Origin of the sequence: Sphingomonas sp. Leaf4 (genome assembly GCF_920939515.1) — a bacterium.
Taxonomy (GTDB): Bacteria; Pseudomonadota; Alphaproteobacteria; order Sphingomonadales; family Sphingomonadaceae; genus Sphingomonas.
In genome coordinates this window covers 136,651-159,659 of record NZ_CAKLBB010000003.1, presented here as the reverse complement: position 1 = coordinate 159,659, position 23,009 = coordinate 136,651, and the positions used below count along the sequence as shown (strand labels likewise).

Here is a 23,009-nt window from a genome sequence, read left to right as displayed (position 1 = left end):
ATCAAGGTGGGTTAACAGCGTCCAGCGGCGTTCGGATCTGATCGTACGAATGTGCGCCGCGGTCAGCCGGCGGAGATCAGCGCGAGGATGCGGTCGGCATCGCCCCGGTGGCAGATCAGCAGGTCGGGCAGCCACGTATCATGGCAATTGTAGCGCAGCGGCGTGCCGTCGATGCGCGAGGCGTGCAGCCCGGCGGCGAGCGCCACCGCGACCGGCGCGCAACTGTCCCATTCATACTGCCCGCCCGAATGGAGGTAGATGTCGGCCTCGCCGCGTACCACCGCCATCGCCTTGGCCCCGGCCGATCCCATCGGCAACAGCGCGGCGTCGAGCGCTTTGGCAACCGCCAATGCTTCGGGGGCGGGGCGGGTGCGGCTGACGACCATCCGCCGACGCGGCGGGGGCGGCGGCACGAACGGCGCGGGCTCGGTCGCCAGCACCAGCCCGAGTGCTGGCAACGCCACCGCGCCGGTCATCGCCCGTCCCTCGACCGCCAGCGCGACATGCACCGCCCAGTCGTCACGCCCCTCGGCATATTCGCGCGTCCCGTCGAGCGGGTCGACGATCCACGTCTCCGCCGATCCGCAGCGCAACTTGTCGTCCGCCGACTCCTCCGACAGGATGAACGCGCCCGGCCGCTCGGCACGCAACCGCTCGAGGATCAGCGTGTTCGCCATGCGATCGCCACGATCGCCGAGCGTCTTGCCGTGCTCGGCCCCTTCGGCGCGGATCGCCAGCAGCAGCTTGCCCGCTTCCGCCGCGATCGCACTGGCGAGCAGCGCGTCGCTCACAGCGTGGGCGCCCAGATGCCCAGCACATGCTCGACGATCCGCTCGGCCGCCGCCTCGGGGCTTTCACGCGTCGTGTCGACATGGATGTCGGGACGGAGCGGCGCTTGGTACGGGCTGTCGATGCCGGTGAAGTTGGCCAGCGCGCCGCTGCGCGCCTTGGCGTACAGCCCCTTCACGTCGCGCGCTTCGGCAACGCTGAGCGGCGTATCGACGAACACCTCGACGAACTCACCCGCCGGCAGCATCGACCGGGCAAGATCGCGCTCGGCCCTGAACGGCGAGATGAACGCGGTGAGCACGATCAGCCCGGCATCGGCCATCAGCTTCGCCACTTCGCCGACGCGGCGGACGTTCTCGACCCGGTCGGCATCGGTGAAGCCCAGATCGCGGTTCAGGCCGTGGCGGATATTGTCACCATCGAGCAGGAAGCTGTGCTTGCCGAGTGCGTGGAGCTTCTTCTCGACCAGATTGGCGATCGTCGACTTGCCCGATCCTGACAGGCCGGTGAACCACAGCACCTTCGGACTCTGGTTCTTTTGCGCGGCATGCGCCTGCCGGGTGATGTCGACCGACTGCCAATGGACGTTCTGGCTGCGGCGCAGGCAGAAATCGATCATGCCCGCCGCGACCGTCGCGTTGCTGATCTTGTCGATCAGGATGAACGCGCCCAGTTCGCGGTTCTCGCCGTAAGGCTCGAAGGCGATGCCGCGGTCGGTGAACACGTCGGCCACGCCGATGTCGTTGAGGCCGAGCGTCCGGACCGACAGTTCGGCCAGCGTGTTGACGTCGATCGCGTGGCGCGGGGCCTGTACCGTCGCCGAGACGGTGCCCGCCGCTGTCTTGAGCCAATAGGCGCGGCCCGGCAGCAGCGGTTCGCCGTCCATCCACACGATGGTCGTGCGGAATTGGTCGGCGACCTGCGGCGGGGTGTCGGCGGCGGCGATTACGTCGCCGCGCGAACAGTCGACCTCGTCGGTCAGCGTCAGCGTGACCGACTGGCCGGCGACCGCCTCGGCCAAATCGCCGTCCATCGTCACGATCCGTGCGACATGGCTGGTCCGCCCCGACGGCAGCACCCGCACCGCATCGCCCGGCCGCACTATGCCCCCGGCGATCGTGCCGGCAAAGCCCCGGAAGTCGAGGTTGGGACGATTGACCCATTGTACCGGCAGGCGGAAGCCCTTGCGCGCGGCAGCCTCGCCGTCCAGCTCGACGCTTTCCAGATGCTCGATCAGCGCCGGGCCGTCATACCATGGCGTATGGGGGGAGGGGGCGGTGATGTTGTCGCCCTTGAACCCCGACAGCGGAATGGCGGTGAAGCCGGCGATGCCGATCGATTCGGCAAAGTCGCGATAGTCGGCGACGATCCGCTCGAAGACCGACTGGTCGTAGCCGACCAGATCCATCTTGTTCACCGCCAGCACGATGTGGCGGATGCCGATCAGGTGCGCCAGATAGCTGTGCCGCCGGGTCTGGGTCAGCACGCCCTTGCGCGCGTCGATCAGGATGACGGCGAGGTCGGCGGTCGATGCGCCCGTCACCATGTTGCGGGTATATTGTTCGTGGCCCGGCGTATCGGCGACGATGAACTTGCGCTTCTCGGTCGCGAAAAAGCGATAGGCGACATCGATGGTGATGCCCTGCTCGCGCTCGGCAGCAAGTCCGTCGACCAGCAGCGCGAAATCGATCTCCTGACCCTGCGTGCCGACCCGCTTCGAATCGCTTTCCAGCGCGGCCAACTGATCCTCGAAGATCATCTTGCTGTCGTAGAGCAGCCGCCCGATCAGCGTCGACTTGCCGTCGTCGACCGAGCCGCAGGTGATGAAGCGCAACAGCGACTTGCGCTGGTGTTGCGCCAGATAGGCATTGATGTCGGCCGCGATCAGCGCATCGGGGGTATAGGCGGGGGCGGTCGTCATCAAAAATACCCCTCCTGCTTCTTCTTTTCCATGCTCGCCGATCCCGCGTCGCGGTCGATCGCGCGGCCCTGTCGTTCCGAGGTGGTGGTCAGCAGCATTTCCTGGATAACCTGGGTGAGCGTCGCCGCCTCGCTCTCCACCGCGCCGGTCAGCGGATAGCAGCCAAGCGTGCGGAAGCGGATCGACCGTTCGACCGGCACTTCGCCGGGGTTCAGCCGGAACCGGTCGTCGTCGACCATCAGCAACATGCCGTCGCGCTCGACGGTCGGGCGGGGTGCGGCGAAATAGAGCGGCACGATCTCGATCTTCTCGGCAAGGATATATTGCCAAATGTCGAGCTCGGTCCAGTTCGACAACGGGAACACCCGGATCGACTCCCCCTTCGCCTTGCGCGCATTGTAGAGGTGCCACAGCTCGGGCCGCTGCGCCTTCGGGTCCCAGCGGTGATTGGCCGAACGGAACGAGAAGATGCGTTCCTTGGCGCGGCTCTTTTCCTCGTCGCGCCGGGCACCGCCGAACGCGGCGTCGAAACCATAGTGGTCGAGCGCCTGCTTCAGCCCTTCGGTCTTCCACAGATCGGTATGGAGGCTGCCATGGTCGAACGGGTTGATGCCGCGCGCCGCCGCGTCGGGGTTGCGATGGACCAGCAACTCCATGCCGGCATCGCGTGCCGCCTTGTCGCGCAGATCGTACATCGCGCGGAATTTCCACGTCGTGTCGACATGCAGCAGCGGGAAGGGCGGGGGCGCGGGGAAGAACGCCTTTTTGGCGAGATGCAGCATCACCGCCGAATCCTTGCCGACCGAATAGAGCATCACCGGGCGTTCGGCCTCGGCGACGACTTCGCGCAGGATGTGGATGCTCTCGGCTTCCAGCCGCTGGAGATGGGTGAGGGTCGCAAATTCGGTCATGATCGCCCTTCAGGTAGGGGCGCGGGACCGTGGGACAAAGCAAGCATTACTGCGCCTGCCCGCCAGCTCTGCTTTGCCATCGGTGGGGGAGGGGCCGCGTCGACCCGCTCCCCCGACCGCCGATCAGGTGGTCTGATAGTAGGACGAATATTGCTTGGTGTAGTAATAATAGGCACCGGCCGCCTTCGAGCTCTGGTCGACCATGGTGAACATGGCCCCCACCAGATTGGCACCGTCCGACTTCAGATGGTCGGCGGCCGAGATGACCGCATCGGCCGGAGTCGTATCCCACTTGATGACCAGCACCACCGCATCGGCCAGCGCGGCGATGAAGCGACCATCGGCCAGACCGACGAGCGGCGGAAGATCGAGAATGATCGTGTCGTAGCGCTTGCTCAGCTCGTCGAGCATCGTCTGCATCTGGCCGCTGCCGAACATGTTCTCCGAGCTGAAATACGGCTTCTGCACGAGGATCTGGTCGAGATTCTCGACACCGCTCGGCTGGATCGCCTCATCGAGCCCGACTTCGCCATGCAGCACCTCGACGATGCCCGGACCGGTGCTGCTGGTGTCGAGGATGTTGCGCAGCATCGCACGGCGGACGTCGGCATCGACGAGGATCGTACGATCGCCGCTGATCGCCATCGTGCGGGCCAGACCGAGCGACGTGGTGGTCTTGCCCTCGGACGGCAGTGCCGACGTCAGCGCGATGATTTGCGGCCGGTCCTTTTCGCGGACACCGAGGATCGAGGCGCGGGCGTTGCGCAGCGCCTCGGCGAACTGCGACGTCGGCTTTTCGATCAGCAGATTCGCCGGTCGCGTGTTCTTGCGCACGTTGGGGATCGCGGCGAGCAGCGGGACGCCCAGCTTCTCCTCGACCTCCTCGACGGTGCGCAGCCCCGACACCATCAGTTCCTGCGTGGTGATGACCGCGATACCGGCGGCAAGGCCGACGAGGAACGACACCATGAACAGCAGCGGCTTGTTCGGCCAGCTTGGGGCACGCGGCGTTTGCGCGGCTTCGATGATCTGCGCCTGCGCGATCGAGTTCTGCGCCGCCTGACGGCTTTCGAGCGCAAGCTGCGACAGCCGGTCATAGGCGGCGTGCTTGCTGTCGGCGTCGCGTTGCAGGCTGGCGGCGATCACCGAGGCGCGGGCATTGTTCGCCTGACGCTCCTCCAGCGCGCGCATTGACGAGCGCAGGCTGGCGGCACGCGCATCGGCGGCGTCGGCATCGGAGCGCAGCGAGCTGACGACGCGGCGCGATTCTTCGGCCAACTGCTTGTCGAGCCCTTCGAGCTGATCGCGGACCTTCAGATAGTCGGGATGACGGTTGCCGTAGCGGCCTTCCATTTCGGCGCTCGCCTGCATCAATAGCGCGCGCTGGCGGCGCAGATCCTGCACCGTCGCCGAATTGCGCACATCGGATACCGTGTCGAGCGTACCCCGGCTGACCTGTTGCTGCGCCGAGGTCTGTTTCGAGCGTGCTTCGGCGGCGATCGATTCGGCGCTGGCGAGCTGGACCGAGAGCGGGCCGACCTGCTGGTCGGTGATCGTGCCCGAATTGTTCGATGCGCCGCGCACGATGCCGGCCTGTGCCTGATATTGCGCGACGCGCTCGTCGGCGACGCGGACTTCCTGCACCAGATCGGCCATGCGCGATTCGAACCATTTCGACTGGCGCTCGGCGGTGCCGATACGGCTGCCCACCTTGTTGTCGAGATAGGCGGTGGCCATCGCATTGGCGACCTTGGCGGCGATGTCCGCATCGGGCGAGCTGTAGCGCACGAGCAGGATATAGGTCAGCTTGTCGCGCGAGACGCTGACGTCGCTGCGCACGGCGGCGGCGACCATTTCGACCTTTTCCGTATCGGACACAGGCCCGGTCTTTTCGGCACGCGCCTGCCAGATGCCGCGGAACTGGGGATGGTTCACGAGGTTCAGGCGGCGCACGACGGTGCGGACAAGATCCATCGAGCCGAGGTTGGTCACTTCGGTTTCGATCGCCTCGCTCGCCAACTGGGCGTTCGCCTCGCTCTGGTTGCGGGTGAGCGGGTTGCGCGACGGATCGATCTGGATCTTCGCGACACCCTGATAGGTCGGGGTGATCCTCAGCGTCAGGAAGACACCGATCGCCGTCACGGCGAGCGTGATCGCCGCCAGCGTCAGATAGCGGCGGCGGATGACGTCCTTCGCGGTGCGGACCACGTCGGCCAACCGCGTTTCATATCCGGCCGCTGCGTTGGAAACTTTCATTCTGGCTCATTCCCCACGTGCGATTCCCGAAAAGGTTCCGCACCATATCATTCCATATCACAAAAACCGGATCGCCGTTACCGCCGTATCCGTACGGAAACCTGCCCGCGCCATTCGGTGGACTTCACGCCGAGGCGCAGGCCACCGACCGGCACCACCGCGCCATAAGATGTGTTGAGGTCGAAGCTGAGCGACCGGGTCATCTGAAACCGGGCGGAAGCGCCTGCCTGGGTGACGTTGGTCTGCGCGTCATTCTCGAAATAGCTGCGCCGGATGCGATTGGCGTTGGCGCTCAGGATCAGGTTGCGCAGCAGTTCGTGGTCGACGTTGAGGCCGATGCGGTTGTCGATGAACGCGCTACCGTTGCCCAGGTTCGCATCCTGGATCTGACGCTGGAGTGACACACCGACCGTGGTGAGTTCGGTCGGAAAGAAATCGAGGCGGCTCTGCAGCGAGATGCCGCTGGCATCGTTGAACCGCGCCGCGAGATAGTTGCGCGAGGTATAGCCGATCCCGGCGGCACCGCGCATCAGGCCGGCGATGTCGAAGCTCACGCCGCCGATCACCGTCGTGCCGTTCGAATCGCGGTTGGCCAGATTGCCCGCCAGCAGATTGGGGTAGCGCGTCCGGTCGTACACCGCTTGGGCGTAGAAGGCGACGGTCGGCGTCACGCCATATTCCGCGATCGCCGTTCCCCGATCGATCGTCCGGTCGCGGAACGACTGTGATCCTGTGCGGCCATCGGTGAACCGGATCGGCGCGAAGCTGTAGTCACTGTGGTCGAGGATCGCCGTCGCGCGCAGTCGCCCGCTGGCGTAGATGCCGCGCATCGACGCGCTGCTTCGCGTGAAGTGCGAGAAATAGGTCTGGTTGACGACCAAGTCGTCGGAGAAGGGTGATTCGAACACCCGGCTGATCTGTCCTTCTCCAACGACCGTGATCTGCTGGCTGACGTCTAGCCGGCCTTGGGCATTGACATAGCCTGCGTCCTGATTGCGGGCCGGTGTCGATGCGTAGCGCCGTATGTCGCCGACCGCATCCAGCGCGATCCGGTGGACCGACCAGTTCGACGCGACCCGCAACGCCGGCTCGTAAACCGTGTAAATATCGCCGCGACGATCGGCGTCGGTCAGCAGCACGTTGCTGGTGGCACCGGTCGCTACCGACAATTGCGGGTTGATGAGGAACGAGCCGACCTGCACGCCGATCGCGTCGAAATCGGGGCGGGCGCGCTCGGTAACGCCTTGGTTCCGGTCGCGGCTGAAATCGGGCAGGACGACGGTGCGGATCAGCGACGGGTTTAACTGCGCCTGTGCCGCGCCACCCGCCAATACCGCCGGTGTGCCGATCGCACTCGACAACACCGCACGCTGCCATGGCTTCAAGCGGTATGAATTCGACGGAACGAGCTTCACTTCCCCGCGCATGCGACACCTCCCCGCCGGTTGGTCACCGGACGATGGAGCGGGACGGTCGGCCCGCGCGATCCGGCTTGCGCCACGTCGACTCAGAAATAGCGCTCGGCGAGGCGGATGGTGTCGCCCGGCCAGACGCGCAGGTTCGGCGTCAGTTCGTAGCGAAGCTCGGCCTGCTCACCGAAGCGGCGGATATTGACCCATGACCGGCGCGCGCGCGGGGTAAAGCCCTGGGCGGTCGCCACCGCGTTCAGGACGGTGAGGCCGCTGACATAGGGATATTCGCCCGGCGCACGGACTTCGCCGAGAATGAAGAACGGCCGGTAGTTGATGACTTCCATGGCGACCCGCGGCGAGCGCAGATAGCCGTCCGCCAGCATGCCCTGGACCAGCGCGGCAACATCGCCGGTGGTCTTGCCGAGCGCGGGCACGTTGCCGATCAGCGGCAGCGACAACTGACCGTCGGTGCCGACCGAAAACTCGCCGGACAGGGTCGGTTCGTTAAACACGGTCAGGCGGATCTTGTCCCCCGCACCGAGCGGATAGGCTTCGGCAGGATTGGCATCGGCGACATACCGGTCGCCGCTCGACAGCGGCGGGGGTTCCGAACTCGAACAGGCGGCCAGCGCAAGAATCATGGCGCCGCCGAAAACCGCTTTCATCTTCACGCGCACCCGCCTTGTTTACCTGCCCCGACATATGTCCTGTATCGGTACGTCCGGGCATTTACAAGAACACGGCCCGCCGCAAAATGGCGGAACAGGCCGGAATCGCGTTGTTCCTTGGTATGAATATTGCCGCTGATCCAGTGTTCCGCGCGGCGATGCCCGGCCTTGTCTGTGCAAGGAGCGGCCCGTAGCCAGCAGCTATCGCAGACGCCGCGCGATCCGCTGCAACAAGGTGGGGCGAGACGGGGTATGGAGCCAGTCGGCCAGCCGCTCGGTGAATTCGGGCGGAGCGCTGGTACTGGCACTCGGGCGGGCAAGCAGCGTATCCGCCCGATCGAGCAGCGCCACGACCTCGGCGGTATCGCGCGCGGCATAGACGCCGGGAAGCTGGGCGAAGTGGCGAATGGTCGACGTCTGGTGCGCGTTGCGATGTTCGCCCAGCCGGTGATCGCGGGCGAGCAGGATGATCGGCTTGCCCAGTTCCATCGCGGTGATGATCGATCCCATGCCCGCATGGCTGACCATCAGCGAACAGTCCGCCTGAAGCGCGCGGAAGCGTCCATGGTCGAGAAAGTCGAACGCGCGGATCGTTTGCGGCCGGTAGCTCGAAGGACCGATCTGGCCGACGACATCGTCGCGCGCCGTAGCGAGCGCCCAGTCATCGACAGCCCGGACGAGGCGATCGAACGGCAACTGCGTGCCGACCGACAGCAAAATCACAATATCTGTCCGAAATATCGCAGGTGACGATAGCGCTTCGTCAGATGCGCCCATTGCGTCAGTCGAAGATCGGCAAAGGGCAGGACCGCCCGGCCCGACATCGACAGTTCGTCGCCATTGGCGATGCTGTCGATCCACACGGTGCGCGCGCCATGCAGTTTGGCGAGGACGAGCGCGATCGCGCCGGGTGCGGCGCCGGTCGAGACGACGATGTCGGGGCGGTGCTCGCGGATGATCTTCCAGATGGCGCGAACGCTGCGCAACATGTCGGGCAACGTGTCGCGCGAGCTGTCCCTGATCTGTAGCACCGGCGCGCCATCGTCCGGCGCGACCATGCCGCCGGCGGTGCTGACGAACTGGCACTCGCAGCCCTCGAACGCCGCGCTGAGCCGTGCCAGTTCGATCCAGTGGCCGCCGGCCGATGCGACCAGCAGGACACGCGGGCGGGTGACGAGCTGGTCGGAGCGACGAGGGGCGCCAGCTATGGCGATCCCGTCGGCTATGGCGGGATCGATCATCGAATCGGTCCGCAGCGATAGCACGGGCCCGGATTTGGGACACAGGCCATGGCGGTCCGGGTCAGACGCAAGCGTGCCGGCGATCGTGTGCCATGCGTTCCACCCGGGCCTTTCCGCTGCAACCATATCGGCAATATCGACGATGCGCTGCCGCTTGAACCCGGCGGTGAAATCATGCGTCCGGCGCTTCGCTGCCGTGCATTGACCGCCTTGTCGTACCCGGCATAGACGCGACCCGTCTCTTCCCCCAAATAACCCCTTACCTCACGCTATATCGGGAACCGCAGCCTTGCCAAGCACGGATTCAGGCGAACGTATCTATGCTGTCGGCGATATTCATGGCTGCTACGATCTGCTGCGCCAAATGGTCGATGTGATCGGTGACCATTCGGCAAGGTTGCCGCCGGTGGAGTCGCTCCACCTGATGTTCATCGGCGATCTGATCGACCGTGGTGGCAACAGCGCCAAGGTCCTCGAATTTCTTCATGATCTTCAAACCCGTAGCGACCGGGTGATCGTCCTGCAGGGCAATCATGAGGAAGCGATGCTGCGCGCGCTGGCCGGCGATATGGCCACGCTGCGCGGGTGGCTGAACGTCGGCGGGCGCGACACGCTGCGCAGTTTCGGCATCAATCCGCCGGGGCCGGACGACGACATGCGCGATTTCCTGCGCCGGGCGCGCGTGGCGATCCCGCGGCAATGGGTGCAGTGGATGCAGCGACTGCCGCTCACCGCGCAGTCGGGCGACTATTTCTTCTGCCATGCCGGGGTTCGTCCCGGCGTGCCGTTGCGGCGGCAGGCCCGCGAGGACCTGTTGTGGATTCGCGACGATTTTCTGTACGATGAAAGCGATCACGGCGCGGTGATCGTGCATGGCCACAGCATCGAGCCGACGGTGCAGATTCGCCCCAACCGCATCGGAATCGATACCGGTGCCTATCGGACCGGACGGTTGTCGGCGATATATCTGGAAGGTGATCGCAGCGAAGTGCTGACGGTCGGCGCATGAACGGTGCTCCCTAACCGCTTGTTTACCTCGCGCGGAGTACATTGAAATTCGGGACCTCATCGGGAACGGATCGTCACGGCCCATGGTTATTCTTTCGCGATGCTTGTTTTGCGGCAGTGCAAAAATAGGTGCCGTGGTTGACGCAAATGCCCGGATGCAGTACCGGGGGACATGATTTTCGCGCCGCAACATCATCGATGCGCGCGCAACGGGAGGCGAACGATGCTGAAGAAGGGTGCGCTCGCAATCGCGCTTGCGGGATATGTGATGGCCGGTTCGACGGTCGCGATGGCAGGCCAGCGCGCGGGCAGCGCGGCGTTCCCGGCGGTGAATGCCCCGGTGCAGTCGATGACCGCTCCGGCGAAGCGCAAGGTTGCCAAGGACGCCGAGTTCATTGCGGCCGGTGGCCTGTTGATCCCGGCGATCATCGGCGGCATCGTGCTCATCTCGATCATCGTCGTCGCGGCCAGTGGCGGTAGCGACTCGAGCCCGAACTAAGCGACGGGCGGGCCGGTCAGGCTCGCTGATCGAACGGTAGCGACGGCGTCGTAGCAACAGGCTGCGGCGCCGTTGTCGTGTCCGGCGCTGGTCGCCGGAGTTCTGGCGAGCGAGTCGCCGGTCGCGTTGGTCTGGTAGTCGCAGTCGTGCCTAGACCATGCGGCGGGCGATTTCGTTCATGAAGCGGACGTCGTCGCCAGCCGCCAGCCATGGCGATTCGGCGGCGACCGCGCCGAGCAGGTCGGTCAGGTCGTCCAGTTCGGCCTTGGCGAAATTGCCGAGAACGTACGGCGTTACCCGGTCCTTGTGGCCCGGATGGCCGATGCCCAGTCGGATGCGGCGGAAGTCGGGGCCGATGTGCTGGTCGGTCGAACGCAGGCCGTTGTGGCCGGCATGGCCGCCACCGGTCTTCACCTTCAGCTTGAACGGGGCGAGGTCGAGCTCGTCGTGGAACACGGTCACGTCGGCGGGAGTGAGCTTGTAGAAGCGCATCGCCTCGCCGATCGCCCGGCCGCTTTCGTTCATCCAGGTGCCGGGTTTGAGCAACAGCACCTTGTCCGGGCCGATCCGGCCTTCCTGGACCCAGCCCTGAAAGCCACGCCGGGGGGCGGCGAAGCCATGGACCTCGGCGATCGAATCGACGGCCATGAAGCCGATATTGTGGCGGTGCATCGCATATTGCGGCCCTGGATTGCCCAGACCTGCCCATATTTTCATACACTTAGCCTCCAAACGCGAAGAAGCGGGGCCGCCGTGTCCGGCCGCCCCGCTCCATCAAGATACCGGCGAAAGGGCGGATCAGCCCTCGGCCTTGTCCTCTTCGTCGGCGGCCGCTTCGGCTTCCGCCTCGGCAGCGGCTTCGGCCGACTGTGCTTCGGCGACTTCGGCGTCGAGCGCTTCGTCCGCGGCGGTCGGAACCGTCGGCGGCACGATGGTGGCGACGGTGAAATCACGGTCCTCGACCGCCGGTTCGGCACCGTTCGGCAGCGACACTTCCGAAATGTGGATCGAGTCGCCGACTTCGCGGCCGGTCAGATCGACGACGATCTCGGTCGGGATGTTCGACGCTTCGACCACCAGTTCGATTTCGTGGCGCACGACGTTCAGCACGCCACCGGCGCGCTTGATGCCGGGGGCTTCGTCTTCGTTGACGAAGGTCACGGGCACGGCAACGGTCACGGTCGCATTCTTCGAGATGCGCAGGAAGTCGACATGGATCGGCTGGTCCGAGACGACGTCGAACGCGACGTCCTTGGCCAGCGTACGCACCTTCTTGCCACCGACGTCGACCATGATGACCGAATTCATGAAGTGGCCCGTCATGAGCTGCTTCATCAGTTCGCGGGCGTTCAGGTGGATGCCCTGGGGCTCTTCCTTGTTGCCATAGATCACGGCGGGGACGCGGCCATCGCGACGCAGGGCACGGGAGGCTCCCTTGCCAACCCGGTCGCGCGTCTCGGCCGACAGGTGCAGCGTGTCGCTCATCTTGTCTTCCTTAAAGATACGGTGTTGCAGATATTGGCCGCGCCGGACCTCCAGGGATGACCCCGGCGTAACGGACAAGCGCGGGCGACTAGGCGAGAATGGCAAAAAAGGCAAGCGCGGCAAAGTTTACAAAGTTTACACTAGCGACGTCGGTACGGTGCCGCCGACCGGCGGCCCGGAACGGCAGGGCGGAACAAGGAATAGTGGCACCGGCCGGTGTAGGACAGGGTCGGGAAAAAGCGGGTTATCCGCCCCTATTGCACCCGTTCGATCACCATGCTGCTGGCGGCGAGGCGCGCGGGCACGCCGCCGGGACCCAGCAGATGCCCGGTGCCGATGGCGACGAACAATGTCGTCGCGGGCGTCATCCGCCGGCGGATGGCGGATGCGAAGGCGGCGTTGCGACGGTCGAGGAGGGTCGCGCGGAACGCCGGGCCGGCGGCCGCCATGTCGGTGTCGAGCAAGGTGCGGAGCGCGGACACCTGTCCAGACCCCCATGCGGCGACCAGCCGGTCCATCGTCGCCACGCCGTCCCCCGACAGCGCCTGCGCCAACATCCGCCGCTGTACCGATGCCGGCAGCGCAGCGAACATGCCGAGTTGGGTGCGCTGGGTTTCCAGCCCGACGACCTGCTTGCCGGTGCGTCCGGCCAACCGGGCGAGCAGCGTTTCGGGGGAGGGGGTGCTGGTGTAGCCGGCGCGCGCCAGCCGCGCGCCACCGATCGAGGTCGCGGCGAACCATGCGCCGTGGCGGTCGAACGAGCCGGGCAGAAAGCCCAGCGCCGCCGCGCGGGCGTCGCGGTGGCGGCGCAGATCGGCAGGAAGCGGCTGTGGCTGCGCGACCGCCGCCAGCGTGGCGGCGGTTTCGACGGGCGTGGGCGCGACCAGTTCGAGCAGCAGCGTGTCGCTCGCCGCAAATGCCTGCGCGACCCGGCCGGTCAGCCATGGCATGGCCGGCCGTAGCTGATGCACCGTTCCGAACAGCCATACCGTCGCGCCGTTCCCCCGCGCCACCCACAGCGCCGGGGTGAGCGGCAGCGGGGCGGCGAGCGGGCTGGCCAGCGCGACCCAGTAGAGCAGCGCGGCAGCCAGGCGGGCAATCATCCGCGCAGCCGCTGGACGATCCGCGTGGCGATCAGCGTCGCGGCGGCCAGCCCCCAGCCGATCATCGCCGGGTTGCGCAGGCCGAGCGGACGCTGCGCCAGCGACAGGACGGGCAAGGTGGTCAACGCGACGATCGCGGCGAGCGACAGCGCGGTGGCGATCTGACCGCGTTCGACCTCGTCGGCCGCGCGCCACAGCCGATACTGGACGGCGAGTGCCACGAGCATCGTCATCGCGACGCCGACATAGCCGATATGGTCGCGCGTGCCGACGCTCGTCCCCGGATCACGCACCGACCAGATGCCTTCGACCAGCCCCAGCCCGAACGACGCGGCGATCGGTGCCAGCACGACGAGAACCACCGCCAGTCCGACCCATTGCCACCGCCGCCGCTTGCGGGATCGTTCGCGCGTGGTGGCCCAGTTATCGTGCATCGACATCATCCTCGAAAATATCCTCGATCGGCAGCGCGAACAATCGGCTCATGCGGAAGGCGAGCGGGAGCGAGGGATCATGCTTGCCGGTCTCGATCGCGTTCACTGCCTGCCGCGACACGTCGAGCCGCCCGGCGAGTTCGGCCTGGCTCCAGTCGCGTTCGGCGCGCAGCACCTTCAGCCGGTTCTTCATGGCGTGGACCGGCGCAGCGTGAAGGTGGCGAGGCCGGCGAGGAGTGCCGCCAGCCATGCGTAGATAAGGCCGAACCTCAAATCGAGAAAGAAGAGCGGCGGGACGAGCAGCCCGAGCAACAGCCCGCCGACCGCGAAACCGTCGATCAGGCGGCGGCGTTCGAATTCGTCGCTGGTACGGTAGAGGCGGATCACGCCGGCGATCGCGATCGCGACCACGAGGAGCCAGTAGAGGATCGGTATCCACAGCGGGAACCGGCCGTCGGGCATCGCGCCGCCACTTGCCGCATAATGTTTCGATCCATGGTGGAGCGCGAAGGGCGAGGCGAGGACCACGGCGGTGATACCGGCGATCCAGCGCCGGCGGGCGCGTTGCCGGGCGGTGGCGCGGCGTTCGCCCCATTGGGGGTCGGGCATGCGGGGGCCTTTCGGATGGGGGTGGGGCTTTTTGTTCGGTCGTCACGCCGGACTTGTGCCGGTGGCTACGGTGCCGTGACAGCAACGGTGGGTGCGTCTGCGGAACGGTGGACCCCGGAACGGGTCCGGGGTGACGATGGGGGTGGAGTGGCGCTTCTTGTCGCAGCGTTTCGGGTCCATGGATCCCGGCCTTCGCCGGGATGACGGAAAGGGCGGGTCTTTTCCCCTCCTTCGTCACCCCGGACTTGTTCCGGGGTCTACGGTTCCAACAAGGCAACGTCGGGTGCGTCTGCGGGACGGTGGACCCCGGAACAGGTCCGGGGTGACGATGGGGTTGGGGTGGTGTTTCTTGTCGCGGAGTCTGTCAGCGCCAGCTCAGCGAAATCGCGGCGTCGCCCAGTTTCGCGGCGATGGCGATGCCGTGGGCGGTATCGACCGCGACCGGGAGCGGCACGGTGACGACCCGCGGCAGATCGAGCTTCACCCCCTGGAACACCACGAGGATGAAGAAGCCGATCGCCAGCAGGCTGGGGCTGCGTCGTGCCGGTTGCGATGCCATCGGATAATCCCCTGTGTCGTTGAATGCTGACATTGTGTCGTGCTTACCTGACTATGTATCGAGTGGTTCGCGCTTATTGTCAATACAACCTGACATAATATCGTGTGATCGTGACACGGGGGTCGCTTGACCCGCGCGGCGGGCAGGCGCTAGGCGCTGGGGCCTGTTTTCCCTTACGCGACGAGGCTCCGTGTCCGCCCCGCTCAGTTTCCAGAAGATGATCCTGACCCTCCACGACTATTGGAGCGATCGGGGCTGCGTGATCCTGCAACCCTATGACATGCGCATGGGGGCGGGGACGTTCCACCCGGCGACGACGCTAAAGGCGCTGGGGCCCGAACCGTGGAACGCCGCCTTCGTCCAGCCGTGCCGTCGCCCGACCGACGGCCGCTATGGCGAAAACCCGAACCGGTTGCAGCATTATTACCAGTATCAGGTGATATTGAAGCCTTCGCCGCCCGACTTGCAGGAACTGTATCTGGGATCGCTGGCGGCGATCGGGATCGACTTCACCCACCACGACATCCGTTTCGTCGAGGATGACTGGGAGTCGCCGACGCTGGGCGCATGGGGCTTGGGCTGGGAAGTGTGGTGCGACGGGATGGAAGTCACCCAGTTCACCTATTTCCAGCAGATGGGCGGGTTCGACTGCAAGCCGGTGGCGGGCGAGCTGACCTATGGGCTGGAGCGGCTGGCCATGTATATCCAGGACAAGGACAGCGTGTACGACCTGGCGTTCAATGATTCCGGCGTGACCTATGGCGACGTGTTTCTCGAAAACGAGAAGCAGATGTCGAAGTGGAATTTCGAGGTCGCCGACACCGAGTCGCTGTTCGACCTGTTCCGCAAGGCGGTGGCCGAGTGTGAGAATGCGCTGGCCGCCGACGTGCCGATCGCGGCCTATGAACAGGCGATCGAGGCGAGCCATATCTTCAACCTGCTGGGTGCGCGCGGCGTGATCTCGGTCGCCGAGCGGCAGGCGTATATCGCGCGCGTCCGCGATCTGGCGAAGGGATCGTGCCAGAAGTGGATCGAGATGCGGACGCCCGAATGGCAGGCACGCTTTCCGGGGTGGGTGGCATGAGCGATTTCCTGCTGGAGCTGCGCTCCGAAGAGATTCCGGCGCGGATGCAGGCGCGTGCGCGCGAGGATCTGGCCAAGCTGTTCGTCGCCGAGCTCGCCAAGGCGGGGATCGCGAGCCCACGTATCACCACCTATGCGACGCCGCGGCGGCTGGTGCTGATCGCGCATGACCTGCCCGAGGCCACGCAGGCGGTGCGCGAGGAAGTGAAGGGGCCGCGTGCGTCCGCGCCACCGCAGGCGCTCGAAGGGTTCCTGCGCAAGACCGGGCTGACGCGCGAGGCGCTGACCGAGCGTGACGGCGTGTTGTTCGCCGTGACCGAGGTGCCGGGGCGGCGGACCGCCGACGTGCTGGGCGCGGCGATCCCGGCGATCGTGCGGGCGTTTCCGTGGCCCAAGTCGATGCGCTGGGGCGCGGTGTCGCTCAGCCCCGAAAGTCCGCGCTGGGTGCGGCCGTTGCAGGGCATCGTCGCGCTGTTCGGCAGCGACGTGGTGCCATGCGAGGTCGCGGGCGTGAGCAGCGGGGCGATGACGCTGGGGCATCGCTTCCATCACCCGGGTGAGATTACGATTGGGTCGGCGGGCGATTACGTCGAGAAATTGCGCGCCTGTCATGTGATCGTCGATCAGGACGAGCGCGCGGCGATCATCGCGGTTGGTGCCAAGATGGCGGCGCGCGGCGCGGGGCTGGAGCTAGTCGAGGACGAGGGACTGCTGGCGGAGAATGCCGGGCTGACCGAATGGCCGGTGCCGCTGATCGGGCGCTTTGACGCTGCCTATCTGGCGGTGCCGCCCGAGGTGATCCAGTTAACCGCGCGGGTGAACCAGAAATATTTCGTGTGCCGCGATGGCGAGGGGCGGCTGGCGAATGCCTTCGTCTGCACCGCGAACATCGACGCGGCCGATGGCGGCGAGCGGATCGTCGCGGGCAACGCCAAGGTGCTGGCGGCACGGCTGTCCGACGCGAAGTTCTTTTACGAGACCGATCTGCGGACGCCGCTCGATGCGCTGCGACCCAAGCTTGCGAAGATCGTGTTTCACGAGAAACTCGGCACGGTCGCCGACAAGGTCGAGCGGGTGGCGAAGCTGGCGCGCTGGCTGGTCGAGTCGGGCGTCATAAAGCCCTCTCCCCTTGAGGGGAGAGGGTTGGGAGAGGGGACCTCTTCTACTTCCAGCGCGGCGCTCGTGGACACGCCCCTCTCCCCGACCAGTTCCGGGTCAACAGCGCCCCGCGCTGTTGAGGTTGTGCCGGGGGCACAACCGACCCGGAACTCCCCTGAAGGGGAGAGGGAGGCGCTCGCCGTTATGGCGGAGCGTGCCGCCAGGTTGGCGAAGGCCGATCTCGTCACCGGCATGGTCGGCGAGTTTCCCGAATTGCAGGGGCTGATGGGCGGCTATTACGCCGCCGCGCAGGGCGAGGCGCGTGAGGTGGCCGAGGCGGTGCGCGACCATTACAAGCCGGTCGGGCAGGGGGATGATGTTCCGACTGCGCCGGTGACGGTGGCGCTGGCGCTGGCGGATAAGCTGGATACGATTGTTTCGTTCTTCGGAGTTGACGAGCGGCCAACTGGCTCGAAAGATCCGTTTGCACTTCGGCGAGCCGCGCTTGGCATTCTTGCGTTGTTGCAAGAGAATGTTCTTCGAAGGTCCGCTTATGATCTTTTTGACGTGGCATTTGCCGGTTTTAACCGACCCTATAATATCGGTATCGTCGTCGCTCGCGACTATTTTTATGATTTCCTTGTCGATCGTCTCAAGGTTCAGCAACGGGGTAATGGTGTCAGGCATGACATCATCGACGCTATTGTTATGCTGGGGGGCGACGACGACATTGGCGGTGAGCGGGATCTCATCCGCCTCCTCGCGCGCGTCCATGGCCTCCAGCGGTTCGTCACCACCGAGGACGGCGCGAACCTGCTCGCCGGGTACAAGCGGGCGGCGAATATTCTGAAGAAGGAAGGCCCGGTCGAGGGCGAGGTCGCCCGCGACTATGCCCCCGAACCGGCCGAGGCGGCGTTGATCGCCGCGCTCGATGCGGCCGAGCCGCGCGCGGCCGCCGCGATCGAAGGCGAGCGGTTCGAGGAGGCGATGGCGGCGCTGGCCTCCTTACGCGCGCCGATCGATGCGTTCTTTACCGAGGTGACGGTCAACGATGCCGATCCGGCGAAACGCGCCGCGCGGCTGGCGTTGCTGGCAAGGGTGCGTGGCGCGGTGCATAGCGTTGCCGACTTTGCCAAAATCGAGGGATGACCTGACGGTTTAACCCGTTTAACGGGACGCCATGGCCTTTGAGGCTCGCGAATCACGATACCCCGCTGCGGGCCTGTGCCCGATCCAGCGGACAGCATGAGGATTGCACGGCAGCATGACCCAGTATGTCTATCGCTTCGGCGGCGGGGTGTCGGACGGCGGATCGGGCGACAAGACGCTTTTGGGCGGCAAGGGCGCGAACCTGGCCGAGATGGCCTCTATCGGCCTGCCGGTGCCGCCGGGGTTCACCATCGCGACGACGATGTGTACCCGCTATTACGACGAAGGGCAGGCGTTCCCTGACTCGCTGCGCGACGAGGTCGCGACCGGCATCGCCCATATCGAGGGGATCACCGGCAAGACCTTCGGCGACGAAAGCGATCCGCTGCTGGTGTCGGTGCGCTCGGGCGCGCGGGTGTCGATGCCCGGCATGATGGACACGGTGCTCAACCTCGGCCTCAACGACCGCACGGTCGAGGGGCTGGCGCAGGTGTCGGACGATGCGCGCTTCGCATGGGACAGCTATCGCCGCTTCATCCAGATGTATTCGGACGTGGTCCTCGAACTCGACCATGGCCGGTTCGAGGAAGCGCTGGAGATCGCCAAGGAAGATCGCGGCTATTATCTCGATACCGAGATGACCGCCGCCGACTGGCAGGCGCTGGTCGCCGAATACAAGGCGCTGGTCGAGGAATTGTGGGGCAAGCCGTTTCCGCAGGACGTGCATGACCAGTTGTGGGGTGCGGTCGGCGCGGTGTTCGGATCGTGGCAGGCGGATCGTGCGAAGGTGTATCGCCGGCTGAACGACATTCCGGCCAACTGGGGCACCGCCGTCAACGTGCAGGCGATGGTGTTCGGCAACATGGGCGACACCAGCGCCACCGGCGTCGCCTTCACCCGCGATCCGGCGAAGGGCGACAATGCCTATTACGGCGAATTCCTCATCAACGCGCAGGGCGAGGATGTGGTCGCGGGCATCCGTACCCCGCAATATCTGACGAAGGCGGCGCGCGAGGGGGCGAACGCCAAGCCGCTGTCGATGGAAGAGGCGATGCCCGAGGCCTATGCCGAACTGGCCGCCGTGTTCGACCGGTTGGAGCGGCATTACCGCGACATGCAGGACATCGAATTCACGGTGCAGCAGGGCAAGCTATGGATGCTCCAGACGCGCTCGGGCAAGCGCACCGCCAAGGCGGCGCTCAAGATCGCGGTCGACATGGCCGAGGAAGGGCTGATTACCCGCGAGGAGGCGATCGCGCGGGTCGATCCGCAGGCGCTCGACCAGTTGCTCCACCCGACGCTCGACCCCAACGCGACGCGCGACGTGCTGACCAAGGGGCTGCCGGCGTCGCCGGGGGCGGCGAGCGGCATCGCGGTGTTCGACAGCGATACGGCGGAGCGCCGGTCGAACGCGGGCGACGCGGTGATCCTGATCCGCACCGAAACCAGCCCTGAGGATATTCACGGCATGCACGCGGCGCGTGGCATCCTGACCGCGCGGGGCGGGATGACCAGCCACGCCGCCGTCGTCGCGCGCGGCATGGGGCGGCCGTGCGTGTCGGGCGCGGGGTCGATCTCGATCGATGCGAAGGCGGGGGTGATGAAGGTCGCCGGCCGGGAGATTCGCGAAGGCGACATCGTCACCATCGATGGCGCGACCGGCGAGGTGATGGCGGGCGCGGTCGCGACCGTCCAGCCCGAGCTGGCCGGCGATTTCGGCACGTTGATGGAATGGGCCGATGGCGTCCGCCGGTTGAAGGTGCGCGCCAACGCCGAAACCCCGCTCGATTGCCGCACCGCGCGCGATTTCGGCGCGGAGGGCATCGGCCTGTGCCGCACCGAACATATGTTCTTCGAACAGTCGCGCATCACCTCGGTCCGGCAGATGATTCTCGCCGAGGACGAGGCGGGGCGTCGCGCCGCGCTCGACAAGCTGCTGCCCGAACAGCGCAGCGACTTCGTCGAGATCTTCGAGGTGATGGTCGGGCTGCCCTGCACCATCCGCCTGCTCGATCCGCCGCTGCACGAATTCCTGCCGCATGAGGAAGCCGAGTTCGCCGAGGTGGCGCAGGCTGCAGGAATCGAGGTCGAGCAGTTGAAGCGGCGGGCGGCCGAACTGCACGAGTTCAACCCGATGCTGGGGCATCGCGGGTGTCGGCTGGGCGTGACCTATCCCGAAATCTACGAGATGCAGGCGCGCGCGATCTTCGAGGCGGCGGTGATCGTCGCCGAGAAATCGGGCGATGCGCCGATCCCCGAGGTGATGATCCCGCTGGTCGGCACCCGCCGCGAGCTGGAGCTGATGAAGGCGGTGGTCGACAAGGCGGCCGAGGCGGTGTTCGCCGACAAGGGACGGCGGATCGAATATCTGGTCGGCACGATGATCGAGCTGCCGCGCGCGGCATTGAAGGCCGGCGAGATCGCCGAGGTGGGCGAATTCTTCTCGTTCGGCACCAACGACCTGACCCAGACGACGCTGGGCGTCAGCCGCGACGATGCCAGCCGGTTCCTCGGCGCCTATGTCGAGCAGGGCATCTACGCGCGCGATCCGTTCGTTTCGATCGATGTCGAGGGCGTGGGCGAGCTGATCGAACTGGCCGCCGAGCGCGGGCGCAAGACGCGGGGCGACATCAAGCTCGGCATCTGTGGCGAGCATGGCGGCGATCCGGCGTCGATCGCGTTCTGCGAGAAGGTCGGGCTCGATTACGTGTCGGCCAGCCCGTATCGCGTGCCGATCGCCCGGCTGGCGGCGGCGCAGGCGGCGTTGGCCAAGTGAGGGGGGCCAGATGAGGGATGCGGCGGGCGTGACGCGCGACGGGTTCGACCGGATCGGCCCGTTCCATCCGGCCTTTGTCTGGGGGGCGGTGATCGTCATCGACCTGATCGTCGTGATCGCGCTGTTGCTGGCGGTGACGAAGATCGGTGACAAGGTCGAGGATGTGGTGTCGCCCGGCGGGCCGGAATGGGTGACGTTCTAGGCGGGATCGACATTCAACGAAATGCCGTCCGAATCTGCTCCCCTCCCTGACAAGGGAGGGGCCGGGGGTGGGTCGGCCCGAGAGGAAACGTGCGCGCTCCACAACCGGCCTACCCACCCCCAACCCCTCCCTGTCAGGGAGGGGAGATGCAGGAGCCGCCGTCTGGCTGAATGTCGATCCGGCACCATACCCGCGTTGGCAGATTCAACCCCTACCGCAGCGCGCGTGCGATCCAGTCGGCGGCGCGTTCGCCGATCATGATCGTCGCGGCGTTGGTGTTGCCGCCGATGATGCGCGGCATGACCGAGGCGTCGGCGATCCACAGCCGCTCGACGCCGCGTACCGCCAATTGCGGATCGCAGACGGCGTCGTCGTCGTTCCCCATGCGGGCGGTGCCTACGGGATGATAGAGGGTGTCGGCGCGGGCGCGGATCAGCGCTTCGAGCGTCATGGCATCGTCGAACGGCCAGCGATCGCGGCCGTCCAACGCGGCCAGCGCCGGGGCGTGGAGGATGCGGTACATCGCGCGGACGCCGGCCATCAGCCGGGGGAGATCGTCCGGGGCGGAGAGATAGGCGGGATCGATCAGCGGCATCGCCGCCGCGTCGCGCGTCGCCAGCCGTACCGTGCCGCGACTGTCGGGCCGCAGCAGGCAGGCACGACAGGCGAAGCCGTGCGAGGCGATCCGGGTACGGCCGTGATCCTCGATGGGCGCGACGACGAAATGGAGCTGGATGTCGGGGACGGCCGCGTCGGGGGTGGTGCGCAGGAATGCGCCGGCCTCGGCATAAGGGGTGGTGCCCGGACCGCGCCCGGTGGTCGCCCAGCGCAGCAGCGCATGGGCGGCGGCGATCCGGCCGGGCGGGGTGCCCCGGCGAAAATGCGGCGCGGCGGTGGTGAAGCAGGCGCTGTAGTCGAGATGGTCCTGAAGATCGCTGCCGATCGCGGGCCGGTCGCGCAGCAGCGGAATGCCATGATCGGCGAGGTGCTGCGCCGGCCCCAGCCCGGACAGCATCAGCAGTTGCGGCGTGGCGAACGCGCCGCCGGCCAGCACCACCCCGCCGCGCGCTCGCAGGATCCGCCGCCGCCCGCCATGGCGATAGGCGACACCCCATGCGCGACCGTCTTCGAACAGGATGCGTTCGACCAGCGCATCGGTGCCGATCGACAGGTTGGCGCGCGGCGTCAGATACGCGCGGGCGGCGGACCAGCGTTCGCCGCGCGCCTGCGTCACCTGATACAGACCGGCGCCGTCCTGGTGCCGGCCGTTGAAGTCGGGGTTGGCGGGAAGGCCGGCCTGCGCGGCGGCGGCGAGGAAGGCGGCGGTGCCGGGGTCGGGATCGCGCTGGTCGGAGACCGGCAGCGGGCCGGCGTCGCCGTGCCATGCGTCGCTCCCGCGCGTGTTGGCTTCGCCGGCGCGAAACCATGGCAGGACATCGTCATGGCTCCAGCCGGGGCAGCCGAGCGCCGCCCAGCCGTCGTAATCGCCGGCGTGGCCCCGGACATAAAGCATGGCATTGACCGCCGACGATCCGCCGAGGCCCTTTCCCCGCGGCTGATGGCTGCGGCGGCCGTTCAGTCCGGGCTGTGGCACGCTGCGCCACGAATAGCGCGCGGCGCGCGGCGGGGCCGCGACCATCGATGGCATCCGCGTGCGCCAGTCGTCGTTGCGGCCCCCCGCTTCGAGCAGCGCGACGGTGAGGTCGGTGCGCTCGCTCAGGCGACCGGCGACGGCGGATCCGCCCGATCCCGCGCCGATGACCACAATGTCTGCTTCGTCGGGGATCATGGGGTTGCGGTGTAGGC

General features: G+C 66.5%; 22 protein-coding genes. 6 read left to right on the top strand and 16 right to left on the bottom strand.

Features of this window, described 5'->3' with window-relative positions; translation table 11 throughout:
* Nucleotides 1–62: 62 nt before the first annotated feature.
* The 8 genes from LRA89_RS05505 to LRA89_RS05470 form a co-directional block, all read right to left on the bottom strand.
* The gene (locus LRA89_RS05505) at nucleotides 63–791 is read right to left on the bottom strand and encodes a 3'(2'),5'-bisphosphate nucleotidase CysQ (protein WP_230769341.1); all 729 of its coding nucleotides are present in this window, start codon (nucleotides 789–791) and stop codon (nucleotides 63–65) included.
* Nucleotides 788–2,710: a sulfate adenylyltransferase subunit CysN gene (gene cysN / locus LRA89_RS05500; protein WP_230769340.1), complete on the bottom strand. Its 1,923-nt coding sequence runs from the start codon at nucleotides 2,708–2,710 to the stop codon at nucleotides 788–790. The genes LRA89_RS05505 and cysN overlap by 4 nt, the downstream gene beginning before the upstream one ends.
* Entirely contained in the window at nucleotides 2,710–3,621 is a 912-nt protein-coding gene (cysD, locus tag LRA89_RS05495) for a sulfate adenylyltransferase subunit CysD (RefSeq protein WP_055760926.1), read from the bottom strand. Before cysD ends, cysN begins: the two co-directional genes overlap by 1 nt.
* Before the next feature lie 123 nt (nucleotides 3,622–3,744).
* Nucleotides 3,745–5,877 (bottom strand): GumC family protein, encoded by a 2,133-nt coding sequence (locus tag LRA89_RS05490; RefSeq protein WP_230769339.1) that lies wholly within the window; start codon nucleotides 5,875–5,877, stop codon nucleotides 3,745–3,747.
* Nucleotides 5,878–5,954: 77 nt separating this feature from the next.
* On the bottom strand, nucleotides 5,955–7,262 hold the full coding sequence (locus LRA89_RS05485; RefSeq protein ID WP_230769338.1) for an outer membrane beta-barrel protein: 1,308 nt from the start codon (nucleotides 7,260–7,262) through the stop codon (nucleotides 5,955–5,957).
* A 122-nt stretch (nucleotides 7,263–7,384) separates the two neighbouring features.
* Nucleotides 7,385–7,954, bottom strand: coding sequence for a polysaccharide biosynthesis/export family protein (locus tag LRA89_RS05480; RefSeq protein WP_055761539.1), 570 nt, complete (start codon nucleotides 7,952–7,954; stop codon nucleotides 7,385–7,387).
* Nucleotides 7,955–8,158: 204 nt separating this feature from the next.
* Nucleotides 8,159–8,680 (bottom strand): glycosyltransferase, encoded by a 522-nt coding sequence (locus tag LRA89_RS05475; protein ID WP_230769337.1) that lies wholly within the window; start codon nucleotides 8,678–8,680, stop codon nucleotides 8,159–8,161.
* Nucleotides 8,677–9,198, bottom strand: a complete 522-nt coding sequence (locus LRA89_RS05470) for a glycosyltransferase (protein WP_230769336.1) — start codon at nucleotides 9,196–9,198, stop codon at nucleotides 8,677–8,679. The genes LRA89_RS05475 and LRA89_RS05470 overlap by 4 nt, the downstream gene beginning before the upstream one ends.
* 289 nt (nucleotides 9,199–9,487) lie before the next feature.
* Between LRA89_RS05470 and LRA89_RS05465 the strand changes: the two genes are divergently transcribed.
* Together LRA89_RS05465 and LRA89_RS05460 are read left to right on the top strand one after the other, a co-directional pair.
* A complete protein-coding gene (locus tag LRA89_RS05465) occupies nucleotides 9,488–10,207 on the top strand; it encodes a metallophosphoesterase family protein (protein WP_230769335.1) in 720 nt (239 codons plus the stop codon).
* Nucleotides 10,208–10,429: 222 nt separating this feature from the next.
* Complete coding sequence (locus LRA89_RS05460) at nucleotides 10,430–10,705, top strand: hypothetical protein (protein ID WP_055760908.1); 276 nt, start codon at nucleotides 10,430–10,432, stop codon at nucleotides 10,703–10,705.
* Nucleotides 10,706–10,855: 150 nt separating this feature from the next.
* Here the strand turns inward: LRA89_RS05460 and pth are convergent, their stop codons facing one another.
* From pth to LRA89_RS05425, 7 genes are all read right to left on the bottom strand, one after another.
* Nucleotides 10,856–11,422, bottom strand: a complete 567-nt coding sequence (pth, locus tag LRA89_RS05455) for an aminoacyl-tRNA hydrolase (protein WP_230769334.1) — start codon at nucleotides 11,420–11,422, stop codon at nucleotides 10,856–10,858.
* Nucleotides 11,423–11,503: 81 nt separating this feature from the next.
* Nucleotides 11,504–12,190 carry a 50S ribosomal protein L25/general stress protein Ctc gene (locus LRA89_RS05450; RefSeq protein WP_055760903.1) on the bottom strand — a complete coding sequence of 229 codons (687 nt, stop codon included), beginning with the start codon at nucleotides 12,188–12,190 and terminating at the stop codon, nucleotides 11,504–11,506.
* A 254-nt stretch (nucleotides 12,191–12,444) separates the two neighbouring features.
* Nucleotides 12,445–13,293, bottom strand: a complete 849-nt coding sequence (locus LRA89_RS05445) for a TraB/GumN family protein (RefSeq protein ID WP_230769333.1) — start codon at nucleotides 13,291–13,293, stop codon at nucleotides 12,445–12,447.
* Entirely contained in the window at nucleotides 13,290–13,727 is a 438-nt protein-coding gene (locus LRA89_RS05440; protein ID WP_230769332.1) for a hypothetical protein, read from the bottom strand. The genes LRA89_RS05445 and LRA89_RS05440 overlap by 4 nt, the downstream gene beginning before the upstream one ends.
* Nucleotides 13,717–13,920, bottom strand: a complete 204-nt coding sequence (locus tag LRA89_RS05435; protein ID WP_055760894.1) for a helix-turn-helix transcriptional regulator — start codon at nucleotides 13,918–13,920, stop codon at nucleotides 13,717–13,719. Before LRA89_RS05435 ends, LRA89_RS05440 begins: the two co-directional genes overlap by 11 nt.
* Complete coding sequence (locus tag LRA89_RS05430) at nucleotides 13,917–14,336, bottom strand: hypothetical protein (RefSeq protein ID WP_230769331.1); 420 nt, start codon at nucleotides 14,334–14,336, stop codon at nucleotides 13,917–13,919. Before LRA89_RS05430 ends, LRA89_RS05435 begins: the two co-directional genes overlap by 4 nt.
* A 364-nt stretch (nucleotides 14,337–14,700) precedes the next feature.
* Nucleotides 14,701–14,895: a hypothetical protein gene (locus tag LRA89_RS05425; protein WP_055760886.1), complete on the bottom strand. Its 195-nt coding sequence runs from the start codon at nucleotides 14,893–14,895 to the stop codon at nucleotides 14,701–14,703.
* 217 nt (nucleotides 14,896–15,112) lie between these two features.
* On the opposite strand from LRA89_RS05425, the gene LRA89_RS05420 reads away from it, so the two are divergent.
* The 4 genes from LRA89_RS05420 to LRA89_RS05405 all read left to right on the top strand — a co-directional run bounded on the left by LRA89_RS05420 (nucleotide 15,113) and on the right by LRA89_RS05405 (nucleotide 21,203).
* The gene (locus tag LRA89_RS05420) at nucleotides 15,113–15,979 is read left to right on the top strand and encodes a glycine--tRNA ligase subunit alpha (RefSeq protein ID WP_230769480.1); all 867 of its coding nucleotides are present in this window, start codon (nucleotides 15,113–15,115) and stop codon (nucleotides 15,977–15,979) included.
* Entirely contained in the window at nucleotides 15,976–18,225 is a 2,250-nt protein-coding gene (glyS, locus tag LRA89_RS05415; RefSeq protein ID WP_230769330.1) for a glycine--tRNA ligase subunit beta, read from the top strand. The genes LRA89_RS05420 and glyS overlap by 4 nt, the downstream gene beginning before the upstream one ends.
* Nucleotides 18,226–18,340: 115 nt before the next feature.
* Nucleotides 18,341–21,001, top strand: coding sequence for a pyruvate, phosphate dikinase (gene ppdK, locus LRA89_RS05410; RefSeq protein WP_230769329.1), 2,661 nt, complete (start codon nucleotides 18,341–18,343; stop codon nucleotides 20,999–21,001).
* 10 nt (nucleotides 21,002–21,011) lie between these two features.
* Nucleotides 21,012–21,203, top strand: coding sequence for a hypothetical protein (locus tag LRA89_RS05405; protein WP_156349197.1), 192 nt, complete (start codon nucleotides 21,012–21,014; stop codon nucleotides 21,201–21,203).
* A 211-nt stretch (nucleotides 21,204–21,414) separates the two neighbouring features.
* On the opposite strand, the gene LRA89_RS05400 is transcribed toward LRA89_RS05405, so the two are convergent.
* Nucleotides 21,415–22,992 (bottom strand): GMC family oxidoreductase, encoded by a 1,578-nt coding sequence (locus tag LRA89_RS05400; protein WP_230769328.1) that lies wholly within the window; start codon nucleotides 22,990–22,992, stop codon nucleotides 21,415–21,417.
* Nucleotides 22,993–23,009 lie beyond the last annotated feature (17 nt).